Origin of the sequence: Microbacterium sp. I2 (genome assembly GCF_051364985.1) — a bacterium.
Classification (GTDB): domain Bacteria; phylum Actinomycetota; class Actinomycetes; order Actinomycetales; family Microbacteriaceae; genus Microbacterium.
Genome location: NZ_JBLWIH010000022.1, coordinates 16,224 through 40,274, shown reverse-complemented (window position 1 = coordinate 40,274; position 24,051 = coordinate 16,224). Strand labels below are relative to the sequence as shown.

Sequence of the window (24,051 nt, the reverse complement as noted above, 5' to 3'; positions counted from 1 at the left end):
CGAGGCCGCCGGCGGACAGGCATGAGCAGGAAGACGGATGCCGCGGCCACCGGCGCGACGACTCGGAGCGCAACCGAGGCCGAGGCACCTGAGGTTGAGAAACCACACGTAGGTTGAGACACCGCGCGTCGAGTGGTTTCTCAACCGGCACGTGGTTTCTGAACCGAAGCCGCTCGTGCGGACCCGCGTGAGCAAGAAGACGGATGCCACAGCGACCACCGCTGCCACCGGCGCGGCGCCTCGGGGCACAACCCCGGCCGGCAGACCTGAGGTTGAAAAACCACACGCAGGTTGAGACACCCCCCGCGCCGTGTTTCTCACCCGTGCGCCGTGGTTTCTCAACCTCCGTACGGTCTCTTAAGCGACGTATGGCTTCTCAGCCGAGGCGACGTTGCGGACCGCCGCGCGAGCGCGGCGGTCCGCATTCAGTCGAGCGGGTCGACCCCGAAGTGCTCAGCGAGTTCGGTGATCACCGCGTGCGCACCCTGGATCGAGACCGAAGAGACGAACGTGCCGTCGTCGACGGCGACGACCTCGCCGGTGAGGCGCTCCCACAGCGGATTCGACTCGAACTGGGCGCGCTGCGCACGGGAGGCGTCGCCCTCCGCGCCGTCGGGCTCCCACGAGCTGACCAGAACGATCGATGCGTCCGCCTGCAGGATGTTCTCTGCCGACAGCGGCACGAAGATCGTCTCGGTCGTGTCGGGGGCATCCGCGGGCCGCGGCAGTCCCATGTCGATCATGATCTCGCCGATGAACGAGTTGCTCGAGTACAGCCGAGCGGTGTCCTCGCCGGCGAAGCGCACGAGCGAGTAGGTGGTGTCGGGGTCCTGGGCGAGGATCTCCTCGCCGACGGCGGCCGCGCGTTCTTCGTACTCGTTCACCGCGGCCTCGGCTTCGTCCTCGAGCCCGAGCGCCGTGCCGAGCAGCACGACGTTCTCCTTCCACGTCGGGCCGGTGCTCTCTGAGAAGACGGTCGGCGCGATCTTCGACAGCTGCGGGTAGAGGGCCTCCTGCCGCACCTTCGCCGAGATGATCAGGTCGGGCTCGAGCTCGAGGATCTTCTCCAGGTCGGGCTCGGCGATGGTGCCGACGTTCACCGCGTCGGCGGTCTCGTCGCTCACGTCGCCGAGGTACGGCGCGAACGGGTTCTCGGGGTCCTGGCGGTACTCGGCGTAGCCGACGAGTTCGGCGCCGAGCAGCAGCGTCGCGTCGACGTAGCTCGGGTCCAGCGCGACCACCCTGATGGGCCGCTCCGGGATCGTCGTCTCTCCCATTGCGTGCTCGATCGTGAGCGGGAATCCGCTGTCGGAGGAGGCTTCGGGGGCGGCCTCGTCGGCAGGGGTGGACTGGCAAGCGGCCAGGCCGAGCGCGAGCGTGCCGGCGGTGATCACCGACAGGACGGAGCGGAGTGAAGGCATGGGAGTGGCAGGTGCTTTCTCGTCACGGTTAGGATGGAATGGCGCACGCAGGAAGCTAAGGCTTACCTAAGTTGGCACTCCCGAATCTAGCAGACGACGAAACGCGCCCGTGATCCCCATCTCCCCGCCGCGGCGGCGCCTGAGCCGCCCGGTCGTGCTCGTCGGAGCCGTCGTCGCGATCGTCGTCGCCGCGGTCCTGAGCGTGTGCGTCGGCGGCATGCCGACGTCACCCGTCGAGGTGTTCACGGCGCTCTTCGCACCCACCGGAACAGACGCCGACGTGGCGATCACCGGCCTCCGTGTGCCCCGCACAGTCCTCGGCATCGTGGTCGGCGCGTGTCTCGGACTCGCAGGGACGCTCGTCCAGGGGCACACCCGCAACCCCATCGCCGACCCCGGCCTGCTCGGAATCTTCCAGGGCGCCGCGCTGGCGATCGTCCTCGTCGCCGCGACGGGCGATCCCTCCGGCCCCGTCCAGGCGCTTTTCTCCTTCATCGGCGCGCTGGGCGCCTCGGCGCTCGTGTTCGCGATCGCGGCGAGCGCGCGCGGAGGTGCCACGCCCATCACGCTCGTCCTCGCCGGCGTCGCGGTGTCGGCACTGTTCGGCGCACTCGTGACTGCGACTGTACTGATGAACCTCGACGCGCTCGACGCGCTGCGCTTCTGGCAGGTGGGATCGCTCGCGACGCGCAACGGCGCCCTCGCCTACATGTGGCCGTTCGTCGTCGTCGGGGCCGCGCTCGCGCTGGCGAATGGGCCGGCGCTCAATGCGCTGGCGCTCGGCCCGCAGGCCGCGGCATCCCTCGGCGTCTCTTTGCGACGGGCGCGCGTGCTCGGCATCGCCGCCATCACCCTGCTCGCGGGCGCGGCGGTCATGCTCGCCGGGCCGATCGCGTTCGCGGGGCTGATCGTGCCACACATCGCACGGGCGCTGGTCGGCGCCGACTACCGCTGGCAGCTCCCCGCGTCCGCGCTCATCGGCAGCGCAGTCCTGCTCGTCGCCGACACCATCGGGCGCGTCATCGCCCAGCCCGGCGAACTGTCGGTGTCGGTCGTGCTGGCCGTCGCCGGCGCGCCGTTCTTCATCGCGCTCGCGCGCCGTGGACGGGTGGTCTCGCTGTGACCACCACGAGTTCGCGCCGGCCGCTGCTTCCGGTCATCCGGTGGGGCCCGGTGTCGGTGCTGTGGCATCCGCGCGGTGTCGCGGTGCTGGCGGCACTCCTCGTGGCGACCGTGCTCGCGTGTGCGCTGCACGTGTCGCTCGGCGGCAGCTCGATCGACTTCCTGGCGGTGCTGAGCACCCTGTTCGGCGCGCCGCCCGACCCGCGGACCGAGCTGGCGGTGATGGAATTCCGGATGCCGCGCACGGTCGCCGCCGTCGTGTCGGGGTCGGCGCTGGCCGTCGCCGGCGCGATCACGCAGACCATCGCACGCAATCCGCTGGCCAGCCCCGACATCCTCGGAGTGACGGCGGGCGCGTCGCTCGGCGCGGTCGGCGTGCTGGTGCTCGCGGGCGGCGGCGCGGGCGGGCTCTCGGGAGCCGCGGCGCTCATCGGGATGCCGGCGGCCGCGTTCCTCGGCGGCCTGCTCGCCGGGCTCGCCGTGTTCCTGCTCGCGTATCGCGGATCGGTCGACGGCTACCGCATCGTGCTGGTCGGCCTCGGAGTCTCATGGCTCGCGACGAGCCTGGTCACGTGGCTGCTGACACTCGGCGACGTCACCAACGCCGCGCAGGCGCTCACGTGGATGTCGGGGTCGCTGAACGCCGAGGAGTGGACGCTCGTCGGGCCGCTGTCGGTCGCTGCCCTCGTGCTCATGGCGGCGACGGGGTTCGTCGCCCGGCCGCTGTCGCTCACCGCGTTCGGAGAGCCGACCGCGATCGGGCTGGGCGCGCGCGTCAATCGGTCGCGAGCGCTGGCGCTCGTGGCGGCTGTGCTGCTGGCATCCCTCGCGACCGTCATCGCCGGACCGCTCGCGTTCGTCGCGCTGGCGGCCCCGCAGATCGCGCGCATGCTCGTGCGTTCGGCAACGCCACCGCTCGCAGCATCCGCCCTCGTCGGCGCCCTCATGGTGCTGCTTGCCGACGTGCTCACCGCTCGCCTGTTCCCCCTCCCGCTCCCCGCGGGCGTCGGGACCGCCATCATCGGTGTGCCCTATCTGGTCTGGCTGCTGATCACCACGCAACGGAGGACGGCATGACCGCACGCCTGTGCGCCCGCTCGCTCACGCTCTCGTACGATGGCCGACCCGTCGTATCGGGGCTGGACTTCGAGGTGCCCGACGGTCAGGTCACCGCGATCATCGGACCGAACGGATGCGGCAAGTCGACGCTGCTGCGAGCGCTCGGACGCGTGATGGCGCCCGCGGAGGGCGATGTGCTGCTCGACGGGGTGTCGTTGCGCAGCATCCCGACGCGGCAGGTCGCGCGTCAGATCGCGCTGCTCCCGCAGAGCCCTGAGGCGCCCGCGGGACTCACCGTCGCCGAGCTCGTCGCCCGTGGGCGGCACCCGCACCAGCGGTGGTACGAGCAGTTCGGGCGCGCCGACGAGTCGGTCGTTCGCGAGTCCATGGCGGCGACCGGCGTCGACCATCTCGCCGACATGCCGCTGGACGAGCTGTCTGGCGGGCAGCGACAGCGCGCGTGGCTGTCGATGTCGCTCGCGCAGCAGACCGAGATCGTGCTGCTGGACGAGCCGACGACCTACCTCGACCTCGCGCATCAGGTCGAAGTGCTCGAGCTCGTGCGCGACCTGAACCGGCAGCACGGTCGCACGGTGCTCATGGTGCTGCACGACATCTCGCTCGCGGCCAGGTATGCGTCGCAGATCGTCGCGATGAAGGATGGGGCGATCGTGGCCTCGGGGACTCCCGACGAGGTCGTGACCGAGGACCTGCTCGCCGATGTCTTCGGTCTGCGCGCAGCGATCGTCCGCGAGCCGGTGCAGGGCCGGCCGCACGTCATGCCGTTGGGGCTGGCCGGTCAGCTCACGCCCGATCGAGGGCCCGACGAGGTCTGACCGTTGGAGGCGGTCACGCCGGCTGTGCGAGGTGGCGGCCGAGGGCTTCGAGCAGTCCTCGTGTGCCTTGCTCGCGACCTGCGCCATCCGCCCAGAACTGGTCGAAGAAGACGCCGTGCTCGACGTGCGTGAGCCGGGTGCCGGCGGGAATCTGCTCGAACTCGAACGATGCCACTGAGGTGGACATGTGGACTCCGTCGAGCCACATGTCATAGGTCGTGACGATGCGGACGCGCTCGACGATGTCGGTGTAGACGGCTTCGTATCGCGACACCGGACCGCCGTGGAACTTCGCCTCGTCGATGTCGCGCCCACCGACGCGGAAGTCGAACGCCCACTCCCGTGGCTCGAAGGCGTCGCCGTCACCGAGCCAGTTCCGCTTCTGGTCCGCGTCGGCGAACGCCTCCCAGACCCGGTCGACGGGTGCCGGATAGTCCCTGGTGAGCGTGAAGCTGGAGTGCGCGAGTCTGCGCTCGATCGTCATCTGCTCGTCCTATCGGGTGAATGTCACGTGGATCGTGCCGCTCTCGGCGACCTCGGTCGTCACGGCGTGGGTCTGCTCCAGTCCGCGAAGGTCATCCCACACGCGGTTGCCACGAGCCAGCACGATCGGCGCGATCGCCACATGCAGATCGTCGACCAGTCCTGCGCGCAGGAACTCCTGCGCCGTGCGCACACCGCCCCCGACGCGGACGTCGAGGCCGCCGGCGGCAGTGACCGCCTCGGCCAGCACCTCTTCGATCGCACTGCTGCGGAAGTGGAACGTGGTCCCGCCCTCCATCGGGATCGACGGCCGCGGCGCGGAGTGGGTCAGCACGTACACCGGAAAGCCGAACGGCGGTCGATCACCCCACCAGCCCTTCCACTCCGGGTCGTCGGGGTACGTGTGCAGGCCGAACATCGCCGCGCCGATGATCTCGGCGCCGACTCCCGTGAAGAATGCGGAGGCGTAGGCCTCATCGATTCCCGTCGTTCCCGCGCCGCTCGTGTCGCCGAAGACCTTCTCGCGGAAGGTGCGGGTCGCCGCGTACGCGGCCGTGAGCGGGCCCCAGTCCTCCCCCATGGGATTGTCGGCCGCGGGGTCGGGCGCGGCGGTGTAGCCGTCCAGCGATGAGAAGAGGTCGATGCGAACGCGGGTCATGTCAGTTCTCCTTGGAGGTGGCGCGGGCCAGGTGGATGCCGAGGCGGTCGGCCTGGCGTTCCGCAGAGGTTCGCTGCTCGCCGAGCCACAGATGCAGGATGTCGAGCGCGCCGGGTCTCAGGCTCACGGTGCGGACGCGTCCCTGCTTGTTCGAGGTGATCACTCTCGCGTCCTCGAGGACCCGTAGATGCTGAAGCAGCGACGGCAACGTCATCGAGAACGGCGCCAAGAGATCCGACACGACTGCCGGGGACTTGGCGAGCCGCTCGACGACCGCCCGCCGAGTGGGGTCCGCGAGTGCGCGCAGCACCGCGTCCAGCTCGACGGGATAGTTAGGCATATGCCTAACTATCGCACGCGCGGCCGTTCAGGTCAACGGATGTCGGTCAGCTCCCGAAGGCGGCCAACGCGCGGCGATACCTGTCGCTGTCCGCGCGGGTGCCTTCGGTGACGAGCAGCGCGTTCGAGTTCAGTGTGCGAGCGTGCTCGCCCTGGCAGGGGATGACCACGATCTGAGTCAGTCCCGCACGCCACGCCGGGACGAGCGCCTCCAGGTCGCGGTGCTCGGGGCTGTCCGCGAGCGAGCGGGGTCGGCTGGCGTGAAACTCCTCCATGCTGCTCTCCGCCCACCGTCGATACGACGGATCTTCAAGGGCGTCCCGGCCGAACTCATCGTCCCAAGTGGGCCCGACGAGCTCGCTCAGGAGCGCCATGCGTTCTGCGCCACCGAGCGCCGTGCCGTGGAGCCGCTCCAGCAGCTGCGGATCGCGTTCGCGTCCCGCGTGCGCGGCAGCAGCGTGCCAGATTCGTGTCCAGGCGCCTGCCCATTTCTCGCGGGTAGCGTCGTCCACCGTCTTCTCTGCAGGGTCCGGAGTGTGGATCAGCAGCGGGGGAAGATCGTCGCCCTCGGGATGGAGACCGTATGCCTCCCGCAGCCACAGCAATTCGAGGAGTGCACTGGGGCGGTCCTCGACGGTGATGATCATGTCGTGCGGCCAGGGGTTGCCCGGGATCGGCGAATGAGATCGCATCACCTCATTCCAGCGCATGGCGGGCGGATGCGTAAGTGGCGGGTGTCGACGAACGGCATGACTGACGAAGACTGGCGTGTTTGCTACATAGTTTCGATGGTGCAGACGTCGCTCTAGGCTCGCCGATGCGTTCTCTCGCATCGCCTCACCACGCCTAGAGTTCTCGAAGTGAGCGCGAGAATTCGGTCAGGGCGCAGTCTCAATTCTGCTTGTCAATGTCGTAGTTGTGTACTATTCTGGGTGCATGGCAGACGCTTCCGACTTCGATCCGTGGGGTACGGATGCGGTGGAGTGGATGCCGGTGCCGGATGCGGTGGATCTGGTGACCGAGACGGCGACGATGATGTCGGTGTTCGCCGCGGAACGCTACGTGCGGATCGATGCGATGCGCCGTGAGCTGCTCGCGGAGGCGGTGGGTCGTGGTGTCGGGGTGCTGGACATCGTGGAGCGGTCGATCCGGTTGGAGCTGGCCGCGGCGATGCGGGTCACCGAATACACCGCCGGCCGGCTCCTGATGCTGGCTGAGGCGCTCACCGGCCGGTACCCGGCCGTGCTGGCGTCGTTGGGGGCGGGGCGGATCACCGAGAAGCACGCCGAGGTGTTCGTGGACCTGGTCGACGAGGTCCCGGCAGAGCTGCGGGACCAGATCATCGACAAGGCCGTCCAGTTGGCGGAGGCCGAACCGGTGGGTACGTTCCGGCGGGGCCTGCGCATGCTGATTCAGACGGTGCAGGCGGCGACGTTGGAGGAGCGGCACCAGGAGGCGCTGCGGGAGCGGCGGGTGTGGGTCGACCCCGGACAAGACGGCATGGGCACCCTGTCCGTATACGGACCACTGGTGGAACTGCATGCCATCCACGGCCGGGTCACCGCGATCGCCAAAACCATCACCGGCCGCCACCGCAACCAAGACGACGGCGACGAGAAGACCCGGAGTGACGAGAAGGCCCGCGGCGGGCACGGGGTTGATACCCGGACGTTGGATCAGGTGCGGGCGGATGTGGTGTGCGACCTGCTCATCGACGGCACCACCACCGCGACCCCGGCCGCGGCATCCGGGATCCGCGCCACCGTGGTGGTCACCGTGCCCGCACTCGCGCTCCTGGACGATGAGGCCGCGAAAACCGGTGATCCGCCGGTGGTGGAAGGCATCGGCCCCATCCCCCTCACCAGGGCGCGGGAGTTGTGTGGGGGTGACAGCAAGTGGATGCGGGTGCTCACCCACCCCGAGACCGGCATGGTCCTCTCCGTCGGCCGCGACCGCTACGACCCCCCAACCGGACTCCGCAAACTCGCGAAATGGCGGGCCGACCGGTGCATGGGACCCGGCTGCACCATGCCCGCCTCCCGCTGCCAAATCGACCACCAGATCCGGTGGACCGACGGCGGCCACACGTCACTGGACAACCACGCCCCGCTCTGCCAGAACCACCACCTCGTCAAAGACAACACCGACTGGACCGTCACCCAGATCCACGGCAGCGGCGGCGCCATCCAATGGCTCTCACCCACCGGACGCCGATACATCGTGCAACCCGAACGCAAAGTACCCGTCTTCACCACACCCCGCGACTACACCACCCACCACGCACCCTTCTAGAACCACGTCTAGAACCACGCCCACGGCGCGATCGCACCGGGCGCTCGGCGCAGTGCGTCACTCTTGCGGATCGGTGATCGTCCCGGTCGGCTCAGCCTCCTCGACGACGTGCGCGAACCCGAGCTCCTCGGCGACGGTGCGACCGCCGTCGATCGCCTCCTCACGGCTGGAGGAGCTCTGCGACAGCTCGGGTCGCCCATCCACGGTGACCTCCCACTGCCCGCGGTTCGGACGCGTCACGACGGTGTTCGTGTTGTCTGACATGAGTCCTCCAGAGTCGATTGAGTCCCACGATGCCCGCCTGACCCGGACCCCCGCGAGGGGGTTGACGTGCTCCAACGACCCGACGATCGTGACGGCCCCATCGCCGGTCCCCCACCGGATGCTCAGTCTGCGGCGGACTGTCGCGGCAGCACGCCGATCTCGTGCCCTTCGTCGTCGAGCACATGAAGAACGTCGCCGATGACGACGGCGCTGTCCATGCCGCCCAGCCAGTGCTCACCGCCTTGGCATGCGACCAGCGTCATGACCGTGTCACGAAGGACCACGGTGTCGTCGATAAGCTCCCACCTGCCGCCGAATCCGTTGCATCCGTCATGGCCGCGAGCAGTGCCGTCGTCCTCAAGAGTGAGGTGGGTCTTGCGATCCTCGGCGTCGCCCCACCGCCCGACGGGCGACCCGGGCCGGAGGGTGTGGCCCGGCGTGCACGCCGCGAGCAGCAGCGCCGTTGCGGCGAGCCCCGCGAGCGCCAGTGGCCAGGCTCTCCACCGCCGGAGGGACGTCATGCCGTCATCCTGCCACGCGACCCACGCGCGTACCCGACACGGGCGAGCTCCACCGTCCGGACGGAACGCCATCACCCGTACGACCCACCCGCCACGAAGCATCTGCCATCGGGCCGAAGACCCTCACGCCGCGCCCTCGACGCGGCCTCATCCCGCCGAGGCACCGCATCCGATCCGCGCTACCGAGCGGCTGCCTTCGCAGCCGGCGACGCAGCCCCGGCAAGGAACTGCTGCCACGTCGCGCCCACCCGGTCCACCGGAGCCGACGCGAGGTTGGCGCCCTCGCGATATGCGCGCCCGAGCGCTCCGGGCACCGGCATCCCCATCACTCGCCGCTTCAGCTCGTGGTGGGCGTTGTACTGAGCGACGAGGTCGGCGAAGGTCAGGACTTCGGGCCCGGCGAGATCGGCGACGCGACCAGACGGCCCACCGAGCGCCAGCTCGGCCAGTCGCGTGGCGACCGCTTCGCCGTCGACGGGCTCGAGCCGCACATCACGAGGCGCGATCCGCAGGCTCGACAGCTTGGACGCGACCGGGAGGAGGAGGCTGTGAAGCTGTGCCGCACGCAGAATCGTGAACGGCACGGCAGATTCGCGCACGACCCGTTCCGCCTCCCCCTTCGCACGGACGTACCCGATCGGCACGTCGCCGGCGCCGATCACCGAGATGAGCAGCAGATGGCTCGTCCCGGCACGTTGCGCGGCCTCGGCCACATTACGCGCACCCACGTCATCCCCCTTCGGCCCGCCCGCGAGATGGACGACCGTCGGCGCACCGGCGAACGCGGCATCGAGCCCGGCTCCCTCGCGCGTGTCGCCGACCACGTGCTGGATTCCGGGGGCATCCGTGCCGCCACGGCGACTCAGCACTCGCACGTCCCGTCCCGCGCCGTGGAGCAGCGTCACCACGCGCCGGCCGATCGTTCCCGTGCCGCCGGTGACGAGGATAGGTTCGTTCATGGTCTTCGTCCTTTCGTGTCACACACCGCTCGGTGTGTTCGTCGAGGTGTTGACGAACGACAGCGAGGACATGTGACATGACGGATCGAAGACTTCTGGCCCGGCGATTCGAGACAGCCCGCCCGCGCCTTCGGGCGATCGCACGCCAACTGCTGGGATCGGATGCCGATGCCGACGACGCCGTGCAAGAGGCGTGGCTGCGACTCGAGCGCGTCGACGCCGACGGCATCGACAATCTCGACGCGTGGCTCACCACGGTCGTCTCGCGGGTGAGCCTCGACATGCTGCGCGCGCCCCGGCGCACTCGCGAGCACTCGTGGCAGGTGGAACCATGGCGCGACGAGCCGGTGTCCGAGGCATCCGACCCCGCCGACGTCGTCGCCGCCGCCGACCGCGTGAACGTCGCACTGCTGGTCGTGCTCGATGCCCTCTCCCCTGCGGAGCGCATCGCCTTCGTGCTGCACGACGTGTTCGGGCAGCCCTTCGACGAGGTTGCCTCGGTGCTCGACAAGTCACCCGAAGCCACACGCCAGCTCGCATCGCGGGCGCGACGCCGGCTGCGCGACGCACCCGAACCAGAGCGACCGGCGCCGCGCACTTCGCGCCGGGTGGTGGATGCGTGGCTTGCGGCAGCCCAGGGCGGCGACCTCCGCGCGCTCCTCACGCTTCTCGACGAGAACGCCGTGCTGCACGCCGACTACGGCACGACCACCCGCACCATCGAGGGCGCGGGCGACATCGCCGCCCAGGCCACCCTGGCCGCGCGGTTGGCGGCGCATTCGACTCCGGTGCGAATCGACGGGATGCCGGGAGTCGCGGCCGTCCTGAACGGACGCGTCGTGTCCCTCATGGCGTTCGAGGTGCGGGGCGACCGCATCACCGAACTGCACGTCCTCGCCGACCCGGAGCGGATCGCGACGCTCGACGTCGACCGGAGACTCAGCGAAGTCGACAGAACCGAAGGACCGGACGGCGCAGGCGCCTCCCGCATGCCCTAACCCACGGTCAGCTCATCTCGTTCGTGCCGTCCGCGGTGGCGATGTCGTGACCGGCTGGCATGACGGTGCCGTACCGAGGACGTCCAGGTCTCTCGGCCTCGGCACCTGTTGATCACGCCTCGTGGCGGACGAGTGCGAACCGGTGACAACACCACCGCTCGTGGACCCACCGCGGCTGCGTGGACGGTCGTCGCGGCCAACCGGGAGTCACCAAGCAACAGAAGCACTGTTCGTCATGGCGCATCGCTCACGAAGGTCCAGATCCGTTCACCTTTCGCGGCGCGTCGCCCGGGTCTACGATGCACGCATGATCGCGGAACGAGGCGGTTCCGCCACAGCAGACGACCCTCCCTCGAGTGGACGTGCCCGTATACCCCTGTGGCTTGTCATCGCCGCGCCCATCACTCTTCTCGTCGTCGCCGCTGTGATCGTCTTCGCGGTGGCCACGTCTCGGTCCAACCCAGACTCCGACACCGTCATGCGAGAACTCTGCCGGTCAGCATCCGAGGCGCAACTGGCCGGCCGAGGCGTCGATGACATCGAGGTGTCCGCCTCCGGGATGGAGGTCACCTCCACGGGCGATGCGTACCGCGTCCAGGGAACCGCATCGTTCACGGAAGACGGCACCGTCCATCACGCGAACCTGCGGTGCACGATACGCGGCCAGGACGGCGCCTGGAACGTCACCGCGGTACGGGTCAGCGAATGATGCGCTGCGCACCTGCGCACTCGTGCAAGTGTGCCTGATTAATAATATGCGTGCATACTATCTACATGACCCTTCTGAGCGAGCACTCTCGCGTCACCCGCCATACGCCGGCGGCGGTGTTCGCGCTGTGGAGCGACCCGACGACGTGGAGCGTGTGGGATCCCGAGGTCCGCGCCGTCGAGTTCACGGCGCCGTGCGTCGTCGGTGCGCGTGGCAGGCTGCGGCCCGCGAGCGGGCCCGCACTGACGTTCACCGTGACCGCACTGCGGCAGGACGAGCTGTTCACCGACACCGCAAGGCTTCCCGGCGCACGGCTCGAGTTCGAGCACCTCGTCGCGACGATCGCCGAGGGCAGCAGGATCTCGGTCACCGTCCGCGTGCGGGGGCCGCTCGCGGGCTTCTGGCGACGCCTGCTGCGGTCGTCGATGGGCGACGCCGCACGCACCGGCGTCGAAGGCCTCGTCGCCCACCTGGACGGCGCTTCCCGGACGGAACGGGGAGCCGCCCCGGCGCTGCCCGACCCGAACCTGCACCCGAACCCGCACCCGCTCGCGGAGGGAGCCGGGGAGCATGCCGCTGCAGAGTGAGCATGCGCATCCCTCGGCCAGCACGGGCCTGATGCTGTGGAGGGTGACCAACGCCTGGCAGAGGCACATTCGCGCCGTCCTCGCGCCCTTCGATCTCACCCATGTGCAGTTCGTCCTCCTCGCGTGCATGGCCTGGATGACGGGACCTGCGCCCGTCACGCAGCGTGCGCTGGCCGAGCAAGCCGGCACCGACGTCATGATGACGTCGCAAGTCGTGCGTGCACTCGAGGCGAAGGGACTCCTCGTCCGGACGACGCACCCGACCGACGGTCGCGCCGTCGCGCTCACGGTGACGTCGGCCGGGGCGCGCCTCGCGGACGAGGCGAACCGTGCGGTCGAGGCGGCTGACGCGCGCTATTTCGACGCGCTGCCGGCCGAGCTGCACGCCCATTTCCTCGGCGCCCTGCAGCAGCTGCACGAGTGAGCCCTCCCCCCTCAGCCCCAGGCGATCCCGGGGTCGAGCAGGTTGGCGTCGCGACCGTGCAGCGTGAGCGTCAGCTCGGCGGCCGCTTCGAGCTCCTCGCATAGATCGACCGCTCGCTCGAGGTCCGGCGCGCACACGACGCTGCCGTGGTTGGCGAGCAGCATGACGTGCGCGTCGACCGCGGCGGCGCCGACCCCCTCGGCAAGAGCGCTCGAGCCGGGCGGTGCGTAGTCCACCAGCGCGACGCGGCCGAGCGTCTTCACCCGGTACGGCGTGTAGGCGGGCAATGGGTCGACGCCCGGCGCGCAGGCGAGGCACGACACCGCGGTGGCGGCGCGCGAGTGCAGATGGATGATCGCACCGGCTTCGGGGCGCACCCGGTAGGCGGCCACATGAAGCCCCCATTCCTTCGTCGGCGCCGGACCCGACACCTGCATGCCGTCGAGTGTCAGCTCGGCGATGTCGCCGGGCTCGACGCGCCGCAGCGATGAACCCGTGGGCGTGATCAGGATGCGGTCGCCCTCGCGGATGCTGGCATTGCCCGAGCTGCCCGGCGACAGGCCCGCCGCCGCCACGGCCCGGCAGGCAGCCACCAGCAGCCGTGCGCTCATGCGTCCTCCTCGAAGGCGTCGGTGAAGAACTCCGGTCCACCGAAGTTGCCGGACTTGAAGCACACGTCGAGCACGCGGCCGACCGCGTCCTGGGCCGTCGTCCATGCGACGCCCGGCGCTGCGACGCGACGCACCCGCAGCACGTCGACACCGAGACCGGCCGCGACCGCGCCAGAGGTCTCGCCGCCCGCGACGAGGATGCGACGCACACCCAGCTCTTCGACAGCCGCGGCGGCGATCTTCGCGAGCGCATCCTCGATGAGCACAGCAGCCCGCTCACGCCCCCACCGCTCCTGCGCACGGACGACGTCCTCGGGTTCGGCCGTCGCCGACACGAGCGTCACGGCATCGCGCGACCGCACGAACTCGAGAGCCTCGGCGACGACGGCCTCGAAATCAGCGGCGAGCGCGTCGACCTCGAGGTCGAAGCGCGGACCCGCGAAAGCGGCCACCTGCGCACGCGTGCGCTCCGACCCGCTGCCCGACAGCACCAGTGCCCGGCCGGCCGGCGGCGCGTCCGCGACCGGCGGCGTGCCTGCACCGATCTGCCGGGCAAGCGCCACAGCAAGACCCGCCGCCCCGCCGAGCAGCACGTCGCCCGCCTGCGCGACCGCCGCGGCCGCCGCATCCAGGTCACGGTCCTCGACCGCGTCGAGCAGCACATGACGCACGTCTGAACCACGCAGATCCCGGATGCCGGAGGCCACGGCGTCCGCCCCCGCCCTGGCCTGCTCGATCGGCACGAAGCCGACGCGATGCGGAGTCTGACGCCCCAGCACCCGCACGAGGTCGGGGTCGCGCATCGGCGTCAGCGGATGGTGTGCGAGCGAGGACTCCGACAGCAGCCGGTCGCCCACGAACAGATGCCCGCGGTGCATCGTGCGTGCGACCGCCGGAGTCGCCGGAGTCCCCACCGAGACGGCGGCGCCGAGCTCGTCGACGAGGGCGTCGGCGACCGGGCCGATGTTGCCCTCGTCGGTCGAATCGAACGTGGAGCAGTACTTCTGGTAGATGCGGCGCGCGCCCCATCCGCGCAGCACCCGCGCGGCGGCGACGCTCTCGCTCACCGCCGACTTCACCGGAGCGGTGCGGGACTTCAGCGCCACGATGACACACGCGCTCGCGGGCGCCTTCGCGGGGTCGGGCACACCCAGACGCACCTCTGCGCTCAGTCCGGCCGCGGTCACCCCCGCTGCGACGTCGCAGGCGCCCGTGATGTCATCGGCGATCACGCCGAGCTCGAGCGTCATCGCGCGACCCTGACCTCGACGCCCGCGGACTCGAAGCGCTCGATGACGCCCGGTTCCACGCGGTCGTCCGTGATGAGCGTGTCGACGATGTCGAGCCCGGCGATGCGCACGGCCGAAGCCTGGTCGAGCTTGCTCGCGTCGGCCAGCAGCAGCACCCGCTCGGACTGGCGGGCGAGCACGCGCTTGATCGCGGCATCCAGCACGTTCGTGCCCCACAGCCCGTCGAGTCCCACTGCGGTCGCCGAGAGCAGGGCGACGTCGCATCGCACCGCCCGCAGCGTCTCTTCGGCCAGCGGCCCGGCGAAGCTGCGCGTGTCGGGCTGGTAATGACCGCCGGCGGCGATGAGCCGAGGCTCTGGCTCCCGCGAGAGGGCCTCTATCACCGGAAGCGAATGCGTCACGATCGTCGCCGAGCGCAGGAGGGATGCCGCGGCGGCGACGGTCGTGCCCGCGTCCAGCGCCACGACCTCGGCGCCGGCGGCCTCGCGCGCCGCGAGCTCGGCGATCGCCTGCTTCTGCGCCGCCCCGACCGCATCCCGGCTCTCGAACGGAACGCCCGCCGACGCGATCGTGGCACCGCCGGCCACACGGCGCAGCACACCCCGTTCCTCGAGCAGGCGCAGGTCGCGGCGCACCGTCATCTCCGACACGCCGAGAAGCTGGGCGGCCGCGGCCGACGCGACATAGCCGTCGGTCGACACGAGCCGCTCGAGTTCCGCGCGCCGCTCCGGCGCTGCCGTGTATCGCATGAACCCATCCTCCCGTCCCTGACGATTATCGAACAACATTTGCCAAATGTGTTCGAAATGTCACAAACTGGACGCGTGACGCTCGTCCTGGGTCTGGACATCGGCAGCACGACGACGAAGGCCGCCCTCATCGCCGTGTCTGCAGAGGTGTCAGTCGTGCGCGTCGCTCGGACGTCGACCCCCACCGACGTCGCCGAGCTGCTCGCCGCCTGCGCCGCCGTCGCGCGCGAATGCCTGACCGACGCGCGAGAGCCGATCGCCGCCATCGGCATCGCCTCGATGGCCGAGAGCGGCACCGCGCTGGACGGCGACGGTCGTCCGCTCACACCGCTGCTGCGCTGGGATCGGCGCATCGACCCGGGCCATCTCGACGACCTGCTCGCGCGGCATCCGGAACTCCCGTCCCTCACCGGCGTACCGGCGACGACCAAGCCCGCCGCGGTGGCGCTGCGTGCCCTTCGCGCCGAACGCCCCGACGTGTTCCAGGCGATGCGCCACTGGGCCGGCGTGGCCGACCTCGTCGCGCACGCGCTCACGGGCGTGCGGGCGACCGACCACACGCTGGCCGCCCGCACGATGATGGCGGGCGCTGACGGCGACGCATGGGATGCCGCGGTGCTGACGTCCACCGGCATCGCGGCCGGCATCCTCCCCGACGTGCGGATGCCCGGCGAGCCCGTCGGGCCGACCACCGCCGACGCCCGCGTGTTCGGGCTGCCGGCCGGCGTCCCCGTCTACATCGCCGGACACGACCACGCCGTCGGGGCGTGGGCGAGCGGCGTGCGCGCCCCGGGAGCGGTCGCCGACTCGCTGGGCACGGCTGAGGCGGTCGTGCGGGTGACGGATGCCGCGGCCACACCGGCGGCGGTGGCCGACGGATTCTCGGTCGGGCGCACGGTCGACGGCTCGGCGCGGACGCTGCTCGGCGGCAGCCGCGCGTGCGGCGCGATGCTCGAGTGGTGGGAGTCCGAGCATCCGGCCGACCGGCTGTTCGACCGGCTCCGCGGGCTCGAACCGGACCGATGGGTCACGAGCGGGATGACTGTGCTGCCCTACCCGTCGGGCAGGCAGTGCCCACGACCCGACCCCACCGCGGGCGTCGCCGTCCACCGCGAAGAGGCCGACCCCGAGCGCCGCGCCCGCGCGGTGCTGCAGGGTCTCGTACTCCACGCGCGCTGGATGCGCGAGACGATCGACGCGCACGCCCATTCGGCGGCCACTGACCTCACGCTGCTCGGCTCCCTCGCCGACCGCATCCCGTCGTGGGCACCCCTCGCCGCGACGGCCGGCATCCCGACGCGCCGCACGACCACCCGCGAACCCGTCGCCGCCGGCGCGGCACTGCTGTCCGCGGTGCGGGCGGGCGCGGCATCCCCCGACTTGACCCTCGAGCGCACCGACGTCGCACCCGCGACCGCTCCCGGACTCGACGACGCCTATCGACGGTTCCTCGAGACCGTCCTCACCGAAGGAGAACGATGACCACCCTCGACGCCATCGCCCGCCCGTCCGGCGCATTCGCCATGGTCGCCATGGACCAGCGCGAAAGCCTGCGCCACATGTTCGACGTCGCCGGCCGCGGGCGCCCTGCCGATGACGTCCTCATCGACTTCAAAGTCGCTGTCGCCGAGACGCTCGGCCCGTACGCCTCGGGGTTCCTCGCCGACCGCCAATTCGGCTTCGACCAGGTGCGCGCGGCCCTCCCCGACTCCGCCGGGCTGATCCTCGCCGTGGACGCACTCGACCAGGCCGACGGCGGCCCCGTCGAAGACACCGACCTCGACGACGCCGCCCTGGCCGGCATCCCGGAGCAGGTCAAGGGCCTGAAGCTGCTGCTCATCTGGCGGCGTGACGAGCGGCGCGAGGCGCGCGTCGAGCTGGCCTCGCGCTTCATCGAAGCGGCCCGTGAGAAGGGCGTGCTCTCGGTACTCGAGCCCGTCGTGCGAGCCGCCCCCGGCGAGTCGGACTTCGATCCGGATGCTGCGATCCGCGAAGCCGCGCGCGAACTGGCGGCGCTGCAGCCGGATCTCTACAAGTCCCAGGTGCCCCTGGCAGGCGCGGGCGACGAGGCGCAGCAGCGCGCGGCGAGCGCTCAGCTCAACGAATGCATGACCGGACCGTGGGTCGTCCTGTCACAGGGCGTCGAGCGGGATCGGTTCGCCGATGCCGTGCGCGCCGCGTGTCTCGAGGGCGCCAGCGGATTCCTCGCCGGACGAGCCCTGTGGAGTGATGTCGTCGGCACCGCCGATGTGCGGGGCGAGCTGCGCGCCCGCTCGATCGACCGGCTCAAGGCCCTCGGCGACATCGTCGACGAGACGGCCCGACCGTGGCACCAGACGGCGAACGGGCACGAGACGGCGAAGGGGCAGGAGGCGTGAGCATGCGCATCGGCGTGCTGCACACGGTGCCGGCCCTCGTGCCGGTGTTCCAGGGACTCCTCACCGAGCGCCGCGGCGACCTCGACATCGTGCACGTCGCGGACGGCTCACTGCTCTCCCGCGCGATCGCGTCGGGCATCACCGGCGACGTCGAGTCCGGCATCCGGGGTCATCTCGCTGCGCTCCGCGACGCCGGCGCGCAGGCGGTGCTCGTGACGTGCTCGTCGATCGGTGAGGCGGCGACGGATGCCGCGGCCGCCGTGGGCGTGCCGCTCGTGCGCGTCGACCAGGCCATGGCGGGCGAGGCCGTCTCGCGGGCGACCGCGGGGTCGGGACGGATCCTGGTGCTCGCGACGCTCGCGGCGACGCTCGGCCCGACCAGCCGGCTCGTACAGTCCGCTGCGGCGGGCGCCGACGTCGAGGTGCAGGCCCAGGTCGTGGCCGACGCCGCAGACGCTCGCGCCGCCGGCGATCTCGCGACCCACGATCGGCTGATCGCCGAGGCGATCGCCGCGGCCGGCGACGTCGACGTGATCGTGCTCGCGCAGGCGTCGATGGCGACCGGCGCGGGCGGCGACCCGCGCGTGCTCACGTCTCCCGAGTCGGGCGCCGACGCGTTCGTCGAGAGCCTCTCGTCGTGACCGGAGTCTCGCTCCTCACCTACGCGGACCGGCTCGCCGGCGACCTGCCCGGGCTGGGCATGCTGCTCGACGGCCGGATCTCGGCGTTCGACGGTGTGCACGTGCTGCCGTTCTTCACCCCGTTCGACGGCGACGACACCGGGTTCGACCCGATCGACCACACCGTCGTCGACCCGCGGCTCGGCTCGTGGAGCGACATCCGGCGTCTCGCCGACGCGCGCGAGGTGACGGCCGATCTCATCGTCAATCACGTCTCGAGCCGCTCCGCGGAGTTCGCCGACTGGCTCGATCGCGGGGCGCAATCACCCCACGACGGCATGTTCCTCACGTTCGATCGCGTCTTCCCGAACGGGGCGTCCGAGGCCGACATCACGGCTTTCTACCGTCCGCGTCCCGGGCTGCCGGTCACGCCCTATCGCGGTGCCGACGGACGCCGTCGCCTGGTGTGGACGACGTTCATGCCCTCTCAGGTCGACATCGACATCACGCACCCGGCCGGCATCGGCTATCTCGAGCGCCTCGCCGACACGCTCGCCGCCGGCGGCGTCGGCACGGTCCGGCTCGACGCCGTCGGCTACGCCGTCAAGACTCCCGGCACCGACTCGTTCATGACCCCGCAGACCCTCGAGTTCGTCGCCCAGGCCGCCGAGCTGATCCGCGCGCGGGGCATGCGGGTGCTCGTCGAGGTGCACGCGCATCACTCCCAGCAGCAGCAGATCGCGCCCCTCGTCGACCTCGTGTACGACTTCGCGTTCCCGCCGTTGCTGCTGCATGCGTTCGCCACCGGCCGGGTCGACCGCATCGCCTCGTGGCTCGGCATCCGTCCCTCGAACGCCGTCACCGTGCTCGACACGCACGACGGCATCGGCGTGATCGACGCCGGCCCGTCAGGCGACCGACCGGGATTGCTGTCGCACGACGACATGGCCGCCGTGTTCCGCGCCGCGCACGACGCCACCGACGGGCACTCGTCGATCGCGTCCGTCATCCCGGCGTGGATGACGCTGCCGCACCAGATCAACGCGACCTTCTTCAGCGTGCTCGGGCGCGACACGCGACGGATGCTGCTGGCCCGCGCGCTGCAGGCCTTCCTGCCCGGCGAGCCGCAGTTCTACTACGTCGGCCTGCTCGGCGGCGCCGACGACACCGAACTGTTCGAACGCACGGGTCAGGGACGCGACGTCAATCGGCACTCGTACACCCGCGACGAGGTGCTGCGAGCGCTCGACACCGACGTGACGCGTGGCCAGCTGTCGCTCGCACGGCTGCGGAGGCATCCGGTGTTCGACGGCTCGTTCTCATGGGACGCGCCCGACGAGGCCTCGCTGGCGCTGCGCTGGCGCAGCGCCGGCCACGAGGCCGTCCTGCGTGCCCGCGTCGACGAGCCCGACTTCGAGATCACGCTCGACGGGATGCCGGTGGACCTGCTGGCCTGACGGAGCGGGCGAGCACGAAAGCCTGGTCGTGCGTCTCGCTCGGACGAGCCGCGCGGTCGAGCACCGTGTCGATGCCGAAGCCGCGGGATCGGAGCACCTCGCACACGTACGGGGTGTGGTGCAGGTACGCGGTTAGCTCGACGTCGTGCCCATAGGGCCTGTCGAGCCGGCGATCACCGGTGCCGGCCTGATAACCGAGCAGCAGCACGCCGCCCGGGCGGAGCACGCGGGCGAACTCGTCGAAGACCGCGCCCAGCTCGTGCGGCGGCGTGTGGATGACGGAGTACCACGCGAGCAGCCCGTCGAACCGGTCGTCGTCGAACGGCAGTGCCGCGTGGCTCGCCGCGACGAGGTCGAGATCCGGATGCCGCGACCGGGCCTGCGCGAGCATCCCGGGCGACAGATCGCTGCCGGTGATCTCGAGCGCGCCGTCGAGCTCGGCGAGCAACGTGATCATGCGGCCGGTGCCGCAGCCGGCGTCGAGCACGGTGGCCGGGCGGTCCGGCATGGCATCGACGAAGTGCCGCACCATCGCGAGATCGACGGGCGCCTCGTACCTCGTGTCGGGGATCATCGCGGCGTAACTCGCCGCCACCACGTCGTACCCTGCCCGCGTCCCGTCCGTCACCCCTCGGATGTTACTGCTGCAGGGCTTGCTTGCGAGTCTGTGGTCGCGTAGCACACGGGACGACGAGATCGCACCCCCTGGAGACGCGCGTCCGCACCTGAGACCGTGGCGACATGCGTATCCCGGCCGACGACTCCCTCTCGCTCCTCACCCGTGGCTACGACTTCGGCGCGTCGATCTGGCGGCGCGTCGGAGAGAGTGCGCGCTCCGCCCCGATGCGACTGCTCGGCAAGGACGCACTGCTGGTGCGCGGAGTGGACGGCGTGGAACTCTTCTATGACGAAACCGTCATCGCGCGGCACGGGGCCATGCCCGCCATCGTGCAGGAGACGCTGTTCGGCCACGGATCGGTGCACAGCCTCGACGGCATCGAGCACCGTCACCGCAAGGCGACGTTCGTCGACGTCGCCTACGACGATGCACACGTTCGGCGGTTCGCGCCGCTGCTCGAGAACGAGTGGGGTCTCGAGCTCGACGAGTGGGTTCGCGGTGGCACTCGATCGGCCTACGACGCGGCCGTCGGCGCCTTCGGCCGTGCCGTGATGCGCTGGGCCGGAGTTCCCGGCACCCGTGACGCGCAGACCCGGTGGGCGGCGCGCCTCGCCCAGATCGTCGACGGATTCGGCGCTCCCTACTCGCCCGCCTTCGCACTCGCGCAACTCAACCGCCTCTGGTCCGATCGGCACGCGGAACACCTCATCGAGGCCGTTCGCGGGGGTTCACTCATCGCGCCGGCGGGCACCGCGCTCGGAGCCTGGGCCTGGCACCGGGACCGCGAGGGCGCCCTGTTGCGAGCGCGCGTGGCCGGAGTCGAGCTGCAGAACAGCATGCGGCCGATGATCGCGGTGGCCCGCTTCGTAGCATTCGCCGCGAAAGAGCTGCACGACCGGCCGGAGTGGCGCGAGCGCATCGCGGCCGAGGTGGTCGAGCGCGAATCACTGGTCGGCGGCCCGCTCGCGACGATGTTCGCGCAGGAGATCCGGCGCACCGCCCCGTTCGTGCCGATGCTGCCGGGATGGGCGACGGCCGCGATCGAGGTCGACGGCCGGAGGATGGATGCCGGAGGCCGGGTGGTCCTCGACATCCTGGGCACCGACACCGATGACCGCTCGTGGGAGCGCCCCGACGAATTCGACCCCGAGCGCTTCCGGGGTGTGGACGACTACGAGGCGCTGCGCGCCTTCATCCCCCACGGCGGGGCCGACGTCGCGACGGGCCATCGCTGCCCTGGCGAGAAGCTCGCCATCGCCGGACTCGCCGCCGCCATCTCGGCGATGAGCGATCCGCGCGTCACGATCCTCGGTTCCGGCCTCGAAGTGAACCGGCGGCGTCTGCCGACGATGCCCCGCTCGGGCGGCCGCGTCCGCACCGCGGGCACGCCCTCGCGCTGCCCCTTCCACTGACGGCTTACAGCGCGGTGTCGACCGCGGCTCCGGCATCCGGTGCGGGTTCCGCGGTGCGGCGCAGCGGCCGGTGATTGCGCCACGCGGTCTGGAACGTCCATCTCCCGTACATGGCGAAGCCCACGACCAGGATGACTCCGACCAGCACACCGGCGGCGATCGCCCAGCCGGTGTCCGCGCCACCCGTCGCGACGCATCCGCCGACGAACAGCCCGACGACGCACGCGTTCACGACGATGATGAGCATCGCCGAGCTTCCGAACAGGTGACTGAAGCTGCGCCGCCGCAGGAAGGAGTAGGTGCGTTCCATGCCCGGCAGGTCGTCGGCGACCGCCGCGAGGAAGTAGCGCTCCACGGCCGGATCGAGATCGGCGTAGGCGCCGCGCAGCCGGTTCATCGCGACGACGTACATGAGGTCCTCTTCGGCCACGTTGAAGACGCGCGTCAGCGTCATGAGCCCGACCAGCGCCAGGAACCCCAGGATCGCCAGGGCCGCCCCCGCGAACCACCCGCCGAACCGCGTCGCCTGCGAGAGCAGCCCGATCGTCACCAGGCCCGCCGAGACGAGCGTCAGGTAGATCGTGATGCGCGTCAGGACCTCGGACTGCGCGGTTCCCCGCGCAGCCAGCAGACCCCAGTGCTCGGTCGCGAGGATCTGCGCCCGTCTCGCGAGCGCCGCGTCGGACTCGGGACGATCCGGCGACGGCGAGCCCTCATCGGCGTCGGCGGCGCCCGGTGGATCCGCGGTCATGGCTCATTGTCCGCCCGCGGGCCGCCGCGCGCCAGATCACGGCGCGAGCGGCTCGATCGGCTACGGCGCCGGCGTGGCCACGGGCGAGGGCGTCGGGATCGGCGCCGGAGGCGTCTGCGTGCTTCCCTCCGGACCGCAGGTCGTCGGCGCCTCGGCACCCTCGAAACGGTCGGCGATCCACGAGACGTACTCGTCCTTCGCGTACCGCGGGATGGTCTGATGCGTCGCGCCCGAGTAGATCGTGTACTGAATCGGCATCCCGAATCCGCACGCCCGCTCGTAGTACTGGCTCGTCCCGTTGGGATTGACCACCGTGTCGGCGGTGCCCTGCATGACGAGCACGGGAGCCGTCGGTGCGGAATACCCCGCCGTGTTCTCGTCGAGACGCTTCTGCCAGTCCTCGGGGATGCTCGGCTGGAGCAGCGACCCGTAGTCGGTGAGGTTCGAGTTGATGACGTACGCGAAGTGGTTCACGCACTGCGTGGCGGCCCCGGCGAGCGCCTCTTCGCCGGCCTCGGTGACGACGTCGGATGCCTCGAGCTCCGGGTATGCGGCGAGGAAGCCCCAGAACACATTCAGCTGAAGAGCCACGGCATGCGCGGGCGAAGTGCCGTTCTGCGGCCCCTCGGGCACCTGGCGGGCGAACTGCGGCCCGTTGTCGGCCGCGGGTGCCAGCGCTGCGGTGCCGAGCAGGTTGAGGGGCTCGCCGTACTCGGTGTTCTGTCCCATCCACACCGACGCCCCGCCGCCCTGCGACCAGCCGAGCACGACCATGTCGTCGCCCGCCTGGGTCTCGTCGATCTGCTGCGCGGCCTTGACCGAGTCCCAGACGTTGTTGGCCTCGGAGTTCAGCACGGTGTACTGCTGCACTCCCGGCGTTCCGAGTCCCTGGTAGTCCGTCGCGACCACGACATAACCGGCGTCGAGGAACTCCGTGAGAGCGGGAACCCCGACATCCTGCTGGAACGGACTGTCGTAGGTGAAGTAGTCGATCAGGTCGACGGCGGGCTCCGCCGCGAGCGACGGTGCGCAGTTGCGGCCGCCACCCTCGGTGCCGTGGGCCCACGCGACGACCTTGCGACCCTCCTCGGGTGCGTCGCCTTCGGGCGCGACGACGATGCCCGACGTCGCCACCGGCGTGCCGTCGTGCAGCTCGGACATGTACAGGATCCGCCACGCTCGCGCACCCTCGGGTGCTTTCACCTCTTCGGTGCGCAGCAGAGTGCCGTGCTCCTCGTCGGGGAGCGGCTCCGGCGGCTCGTAGAACTCGGGGATCGCGAACTGCCCGTCGACCGTGGGCGCCGTCGTGGCGGCAGGCTCCCCACTGGGCGCGCCGGTCGGATCACTGCTCGCGGCGGGAGCGAATGAGCATCCCGTCATCACCAGTGCGGCTGTGGCGACGGCGGCGAGAGCGGCCGTGCGGTATCGGCGTCGAGGCAGCTTGCGCCCCGCTTCACCGATCGTCGTGGAGTTGTGGATGGACAGGCTGCGTGTTCCCCCGAGGATGCGCACGCTCTGAAGCTAGGGCATGC

Annotated in this window: 27 protein-coding genes; 13 read left to right on the top strand and 14 right to left on the bottom strand. The window is 70.7% G+C overall.

Annotation, left to right across the window (positions count from 1 at the left end; all coding sequences use genetic code 11):
• Positions 1-425: 425 nt before the first annotated feature.
• Entirely contained in the window at positions 426-1,421 is a 996-nt protein-coding gene (locus ACLKM7_RS15770; protein WP_436448113.1) for an ABC transporter substrate-binding protein, read from the bottom strand.
• 109 nt (positions 1,422-1,530) lie between these two features.
• On the opposite strand from ACLKM7_RS15770, the gene ACLKM7_RS15765 reads away from it, so the two are divergent.
• From ACLKM7_RS15765 to ACLKM7_RS15755, 3 genes are read left to right on the top strand one after another with little or no spacing between them, the layout of a single operon-like run.
• Complete coding sequence (locus ACLKM7_RS15765) at positions 1,531-2,544, top strand: FecCD family ABC transporter permease (RefSeq protein WP_436448112.1); 1,014 nt, start codon at positions 1,531-1,533, stop codon at positions 2,542-2,544.
• Complete coding sequence (locus ACLKM7_RS15760) at positions 2,541-3,620, top strand: FecCD family ABC transporter permease (protein WP_436448111.1); 1,080 nt, start codon at positions 2,541-2,543, stop codon at positions 3,618-3,620. The genes ACLKM7_RS15765 and ACLKM7_RS15760 overlap by 4 nt, the downstream gene beginning before the upstream one ends.
• Positions 3,617-4,438: an ABC transporter ATP-binding protein gene (locus ACLKM7_RS15755; protein ID WP_436448110.1), complete on the top strand. Its 822-nt coding sequence runs from the start codon at positions 3,617-3,619 to the stop codon at positions 4,436-4,438. The genes ACLKM7_RS15760 and ACLKM7_RS15755 overlap by 4 nt, the downstream gene beginning before the upstream one ends.
• 13 nt (positions 4,439-4,451) lie before the next feature.
• On the opposite strand, the gene ACLKM7_RS15750 is transcribed toward ACLKM7_RS15755, so the two are convergent.
• From ACLKM7_RS15750 to ACLKM7_RS15735, 4 genes are read right to left on the bottom strand one after another with little or no spacing between them, the layout of a single operon-like run.
• Entirely contained in the window at positions 4,452-4,922 is a 471-nt protein-coding gene (locus ACLKM7_RS15750; RefSeq protein WP_436448109.1) for an SRPBCC domain-containing protein, read from the bottom strand.
• A gap of 9 nt (positions 4,923-4,931) precedes the next feature.
• On the bottom strand, positions 4,932-5,579 hold the full coding sequence (locus ACLKM7_RS15745; RefSeq protein ID WP_436448108.1) for a dihydrofolate reductase family protein: 648 nt from the start codon (positions 5,577-5,579) through the stop codon (positions 4,932-4,934).
• A 1-nt stretch (position 5,580) separates the two neighbouring features.
• A complete protein-coding gene (locus tag ACLKM7_RS15740) occupies positions 5,581-5,919 on the bottom strand; it encodes an ArsR/SmtB family transcription factor (protein WP_436448107.1) in 339 nt (112 codons plus the stop codon).
• A 46-nt stretch (positions 5,920-5,965) separates the two neighbouring features.
• On the bottom strand, positions 5,966-6,565 hold the full coding sequence (locus ACLKM7_RS15735; RefSeq protein WP_436448106.1) for a hypothetical protein: 600 nt from the start codon (positions 6,563-6,565) through the stop codon (positions 5,966-5,968).
• A 340-nt stretch (positions 6,566-6,905) separates the two neighbouring features.
• Here ACLKM7_RS15735 and ACLKM7_RS15730 point away from each other — a divergent pair, with 340 nt between their 5' ends.
• Entirely contained in the window at positions 6,906-8,210 is a 1,305-nt protein-coding gene (locus ACLKM7_RS15730; RefSeq protein WP_436448414.1) for a DUF222 domain-containing protein, read from the top strand.
• Positions 8,211-8,267: 57 nt separating this feature from the next.
• Here ACLKM7_RS15730 and ACLKM7_RS15725 read toward each other — a convergent pair whose 3' ends face one another.
• From ACLKM7_RS15725 to ACLKM7_RS15715, 3 genes are all read right to left on the bottom strand, one after another.
• Positions 8,268-8,474, bottom strand: a complete 207-nt coding sequence (locus ACLKM7_RS15725) for a DUF2188 domain-containing protein (RefSeq protein WP_436448105.1) — start codon at positions 8,472-8,474, stop codon at positions 8,268-8,270.
• 122 nt (positions 8,475-8,596) lie between these two features.
• Positions 8,597-8,995 carry an META domain-containing protein gene (locus tag ACLKM7_RS15720; protein WP_436448104.1) on the bottom strand — a complete coding sequence of 133 codons (399 nt, stop codon included), beginning with the start codon at positions 8,993-8,995 and terminating at the stop codon, positions 8,597-8,599.
• A gap of 179 nt (positions 8,996-9,174) precedes the next feature.
• Positions 9,175-9,954 (bottom strand): SDR family oxidoreductase, encoded by a 780-nt coding sequence (locus ACLKM7_RS15715; RefSeq protein WP_436448103.1) that lies wholly within the window; start codon positions 9,952-9,954, stop codon positions 9,175-9,177.
• Positions 9,955-10,031: 77 nt separating this feature from the next.
• Here ACLKM7_RS15715 and ACLKM7_RS15710 point away from each other — a divergent pair, with 77 nt between their 5' ends.
• From ACLKM7_RS15710 to ACLKM7_RS15695, 4 genes are all read left to right on the top strand, one after another.
• Complete coding sequence (locus ACLKM7_RS15710; RefSeq protein WP_436448102.1) at positions 10,032-10,952, top strand: sigma-70 family RNA polymerase sigma factor; 921 nt, start codon at positions 10,032-10,034, stop codon at positions 10,950-10,952.
• Positions 10,953-11,259: 307 nt separating this feature from the next.
• The gene (locus ACLKM7_RS15705; RefSeq protein ID WP_436448101.1) at positions 11,260-11,661 is read left to right on the top strand and encodes a hypothetical protein; all 402 of its coding nucleotides are present in this window, start codon (positions 11,260-11,262) and stop codon (positions 11,659-11,661) included.
• Between the two features lie 65 nt (positions 11,662-11,726).
• Positions 11,727-12,248 (top strand): SRPBCC family protein, encoded by a 522-nt coding sequence (locus ACLKM7_RS15700; protein WP_436448100.1) that lies wholly within the window; start codon positions 11,727-11,729, stop codon positions 12,246-12,248.
• Positions 12,232-12,672, top strand: a complete 441-nt coding sequence (locus ACLKM7_RS15695; protein ID WP_436448099.1) for a MarR family winged helix-turn-helix transcriptional regulator — start codon at positions 12,232-12,234, stop codon at positions 12,670-12,672. Before ACLKM7_RS15700 ends, ACLKM7_RS15695 begins: the two co-directional genes overlap by 17 nt.
• An 11-nt stretch (positions 12,673-12,683) precedes the next feature.
• Here the strand turns inward: ACLKM7_RS15695 and ACLKM7_RS15690 are convergent, their stop codons facing one another.
• The 3 genes from ACLKM7_RS15690 to ACLKM7_RS15680 are packed head-to-tail and all read right to left on the bottom strand — an operon-like array spanning position 12,684 to position 15,282.
• Positions 12,684-13,283 (bottom strand): class II aldolase/adducin family protein, encoded by a 600-nt coding sequence (locus ACLKM7_RS15690; RefSeq protein WP_436448098.1) that lies wholly within the window; start codon positions 13,281-13,283, stop codon positions 12,684-12,686.
• Positions 13,280-14,533 carry a 3-oxo-tetronate kinase gene (gene otnK, locus ACLKM7_RS15685; protein WP_436448097.1) on the bottom strand — a complete coding sequence of 418 codons (1,254 nt, stop codon included), beginning with the start codon at positions 14,531-14,533 and terminating at the stop codon, positions 13,280-13,282. The genes ACLKM7_RS15690 and otnK overlap by 4 nt, the downstream gene beginning before the upstream one ends.
• Positions 14,530-15,282: a DeoR/GlpR family DNA-binding transcription regulator gene (locus tag ACLKM7_RS15680; RefSeq protein WP_436448096.1), complete on the bottom strand. Its 753-nt coding sequence runs from the start codon at positions 15,280-15,282 to the stop codon at positions 14,530-14,532. Before ACLKM7_RS15680 ends, otnK begins: the two co-directional genes overlap by 4 nt.
• A gap of 75 nt (positions 15,283-15,357) precedes the next feature.
• Here ACLKM7_RS15680 and ACLKM7_RS15675 point away from each other — a divergent pair, with 75 nt between their 5' ends.
• From ACLKM7_RS15675 to ACLKM7_RS15660, 4 genes are read left to right on the top strand one after another with little or no spacing between them, the layout of a single operon-like run.
• Positions 15,358-16,764 (top strand): FGGY-family carbohydrate kinase, encoded by a 1,407-nt coding sequence (locus tag ACLKM7_RS15675; protein WP_436448095.1) that lies wholly within the window; start codon positions 15,358-15,360, stop codon positions 16,762-16,764.
• The gene (locus tag ACLKM7_RS15670) at positions 16,761-17,660 is read left to right on the top strand and encodes a hypothetical protein (protein ID WP_436448094.1); all 900 of its coding nucleotides are present in this window, start codon (positions 16,761-16,763) and stop codon (positions 17,658-17,660) included. The genes ACLKM7_RS15675 and ACLKM7_RS15670 overlap by 4 nt, the downstream gene beginning before the upstream one ends.
• Before the next feature lie 2 nt (positions 17,661-17,662).
• The gene (locus ACLKM7_RS15665; RefSeq protein ID WP_436448412.1) at positions 17,663-18,301 is read left to right on the top strand and encodes an aspartate/glutamate racemase family protein; all 639 of its coding nucleotides are present in this window, start codon (positions 17,663-17,665) and stop codon (positions 18,299-18,301) included.
• A complete protein-coding gene (locus ACLKM7_RS15660; protein ID WP_436448093.1) occupies positions 18,298-19,737 on the top strand; it encodes an alpha-amylase family glycosyl hydrolase in 1,440 nt (479 codons plus the stop codon). Before ACLKM7_RS15665 ends, ACLKM7_RS15660 begins: the two co-directional genes overlap by 4 nt.
• Here ACLKM7_RS15660 and ACLKM7_RS15655 read toward each other — a convergent pair.
• Positions 19,700-20,365, bottom strand: coding sequence for a class I SAM-dependent DNA methyltransferase (locus ACLKM7_RS15655; protein ID WP_436448092.1), 666 nt, complete (start codon positions 20,363-20,365; stop codon positions 19,700-19,702). The genes ACLKM7_RS15660 and ACLKM7_RS15655 overlap by 38 nt on opposite strands.
• A 113-nt stretch (positions 20,366-20,478) precedes the next feature.
• On the opposite strand from ACLKM7_RS15655, the gene ACLKM7_RS15650 reads away from it, so the two are divergent.
• Positions 20,479-21,768 (top strand): cytochrome P450, encoded by a 1,290-nt coding sequence (locus tag ACLKM7_RS15650; RefSeq protein WP_436448091.1) that lies wholly within the window; start codon positions 20,479-20,481, stop codon positions 21,766-21,768.
• A 4-nt stretch (positions 21,769-21,772) separates the two neighbouring features.
• Here the strand turns inward: ACLKM7_RS15650 and ACLKM7_RS15645 are convergent, their stop codons facing one another.
• Positions 21,773-22,519 (bottom strand): hypothetical protein, encoded by a 747-nt coding sequence (locus ACLKM7_RS15645; protein WP_436448090.1) that lies wholly within the window; start codon positions 22,517-22,519, stop codon positions 21,773-21,775.
• Between the two features lie 60 nt (positions 22,520-22,579).
• A complete protein-coding gene (locus ACLKM7_RS15640) occupies positions 22,580-24,031 on the bottom strand; it encodes an alpha/beta fold hydrolase (RefSeq protein ID WP_436448089.1) in 1,452 nt (483 codons plus the stop codon).
• Positions 24,032-24,051: the final 20 nt, after the last annotated feature.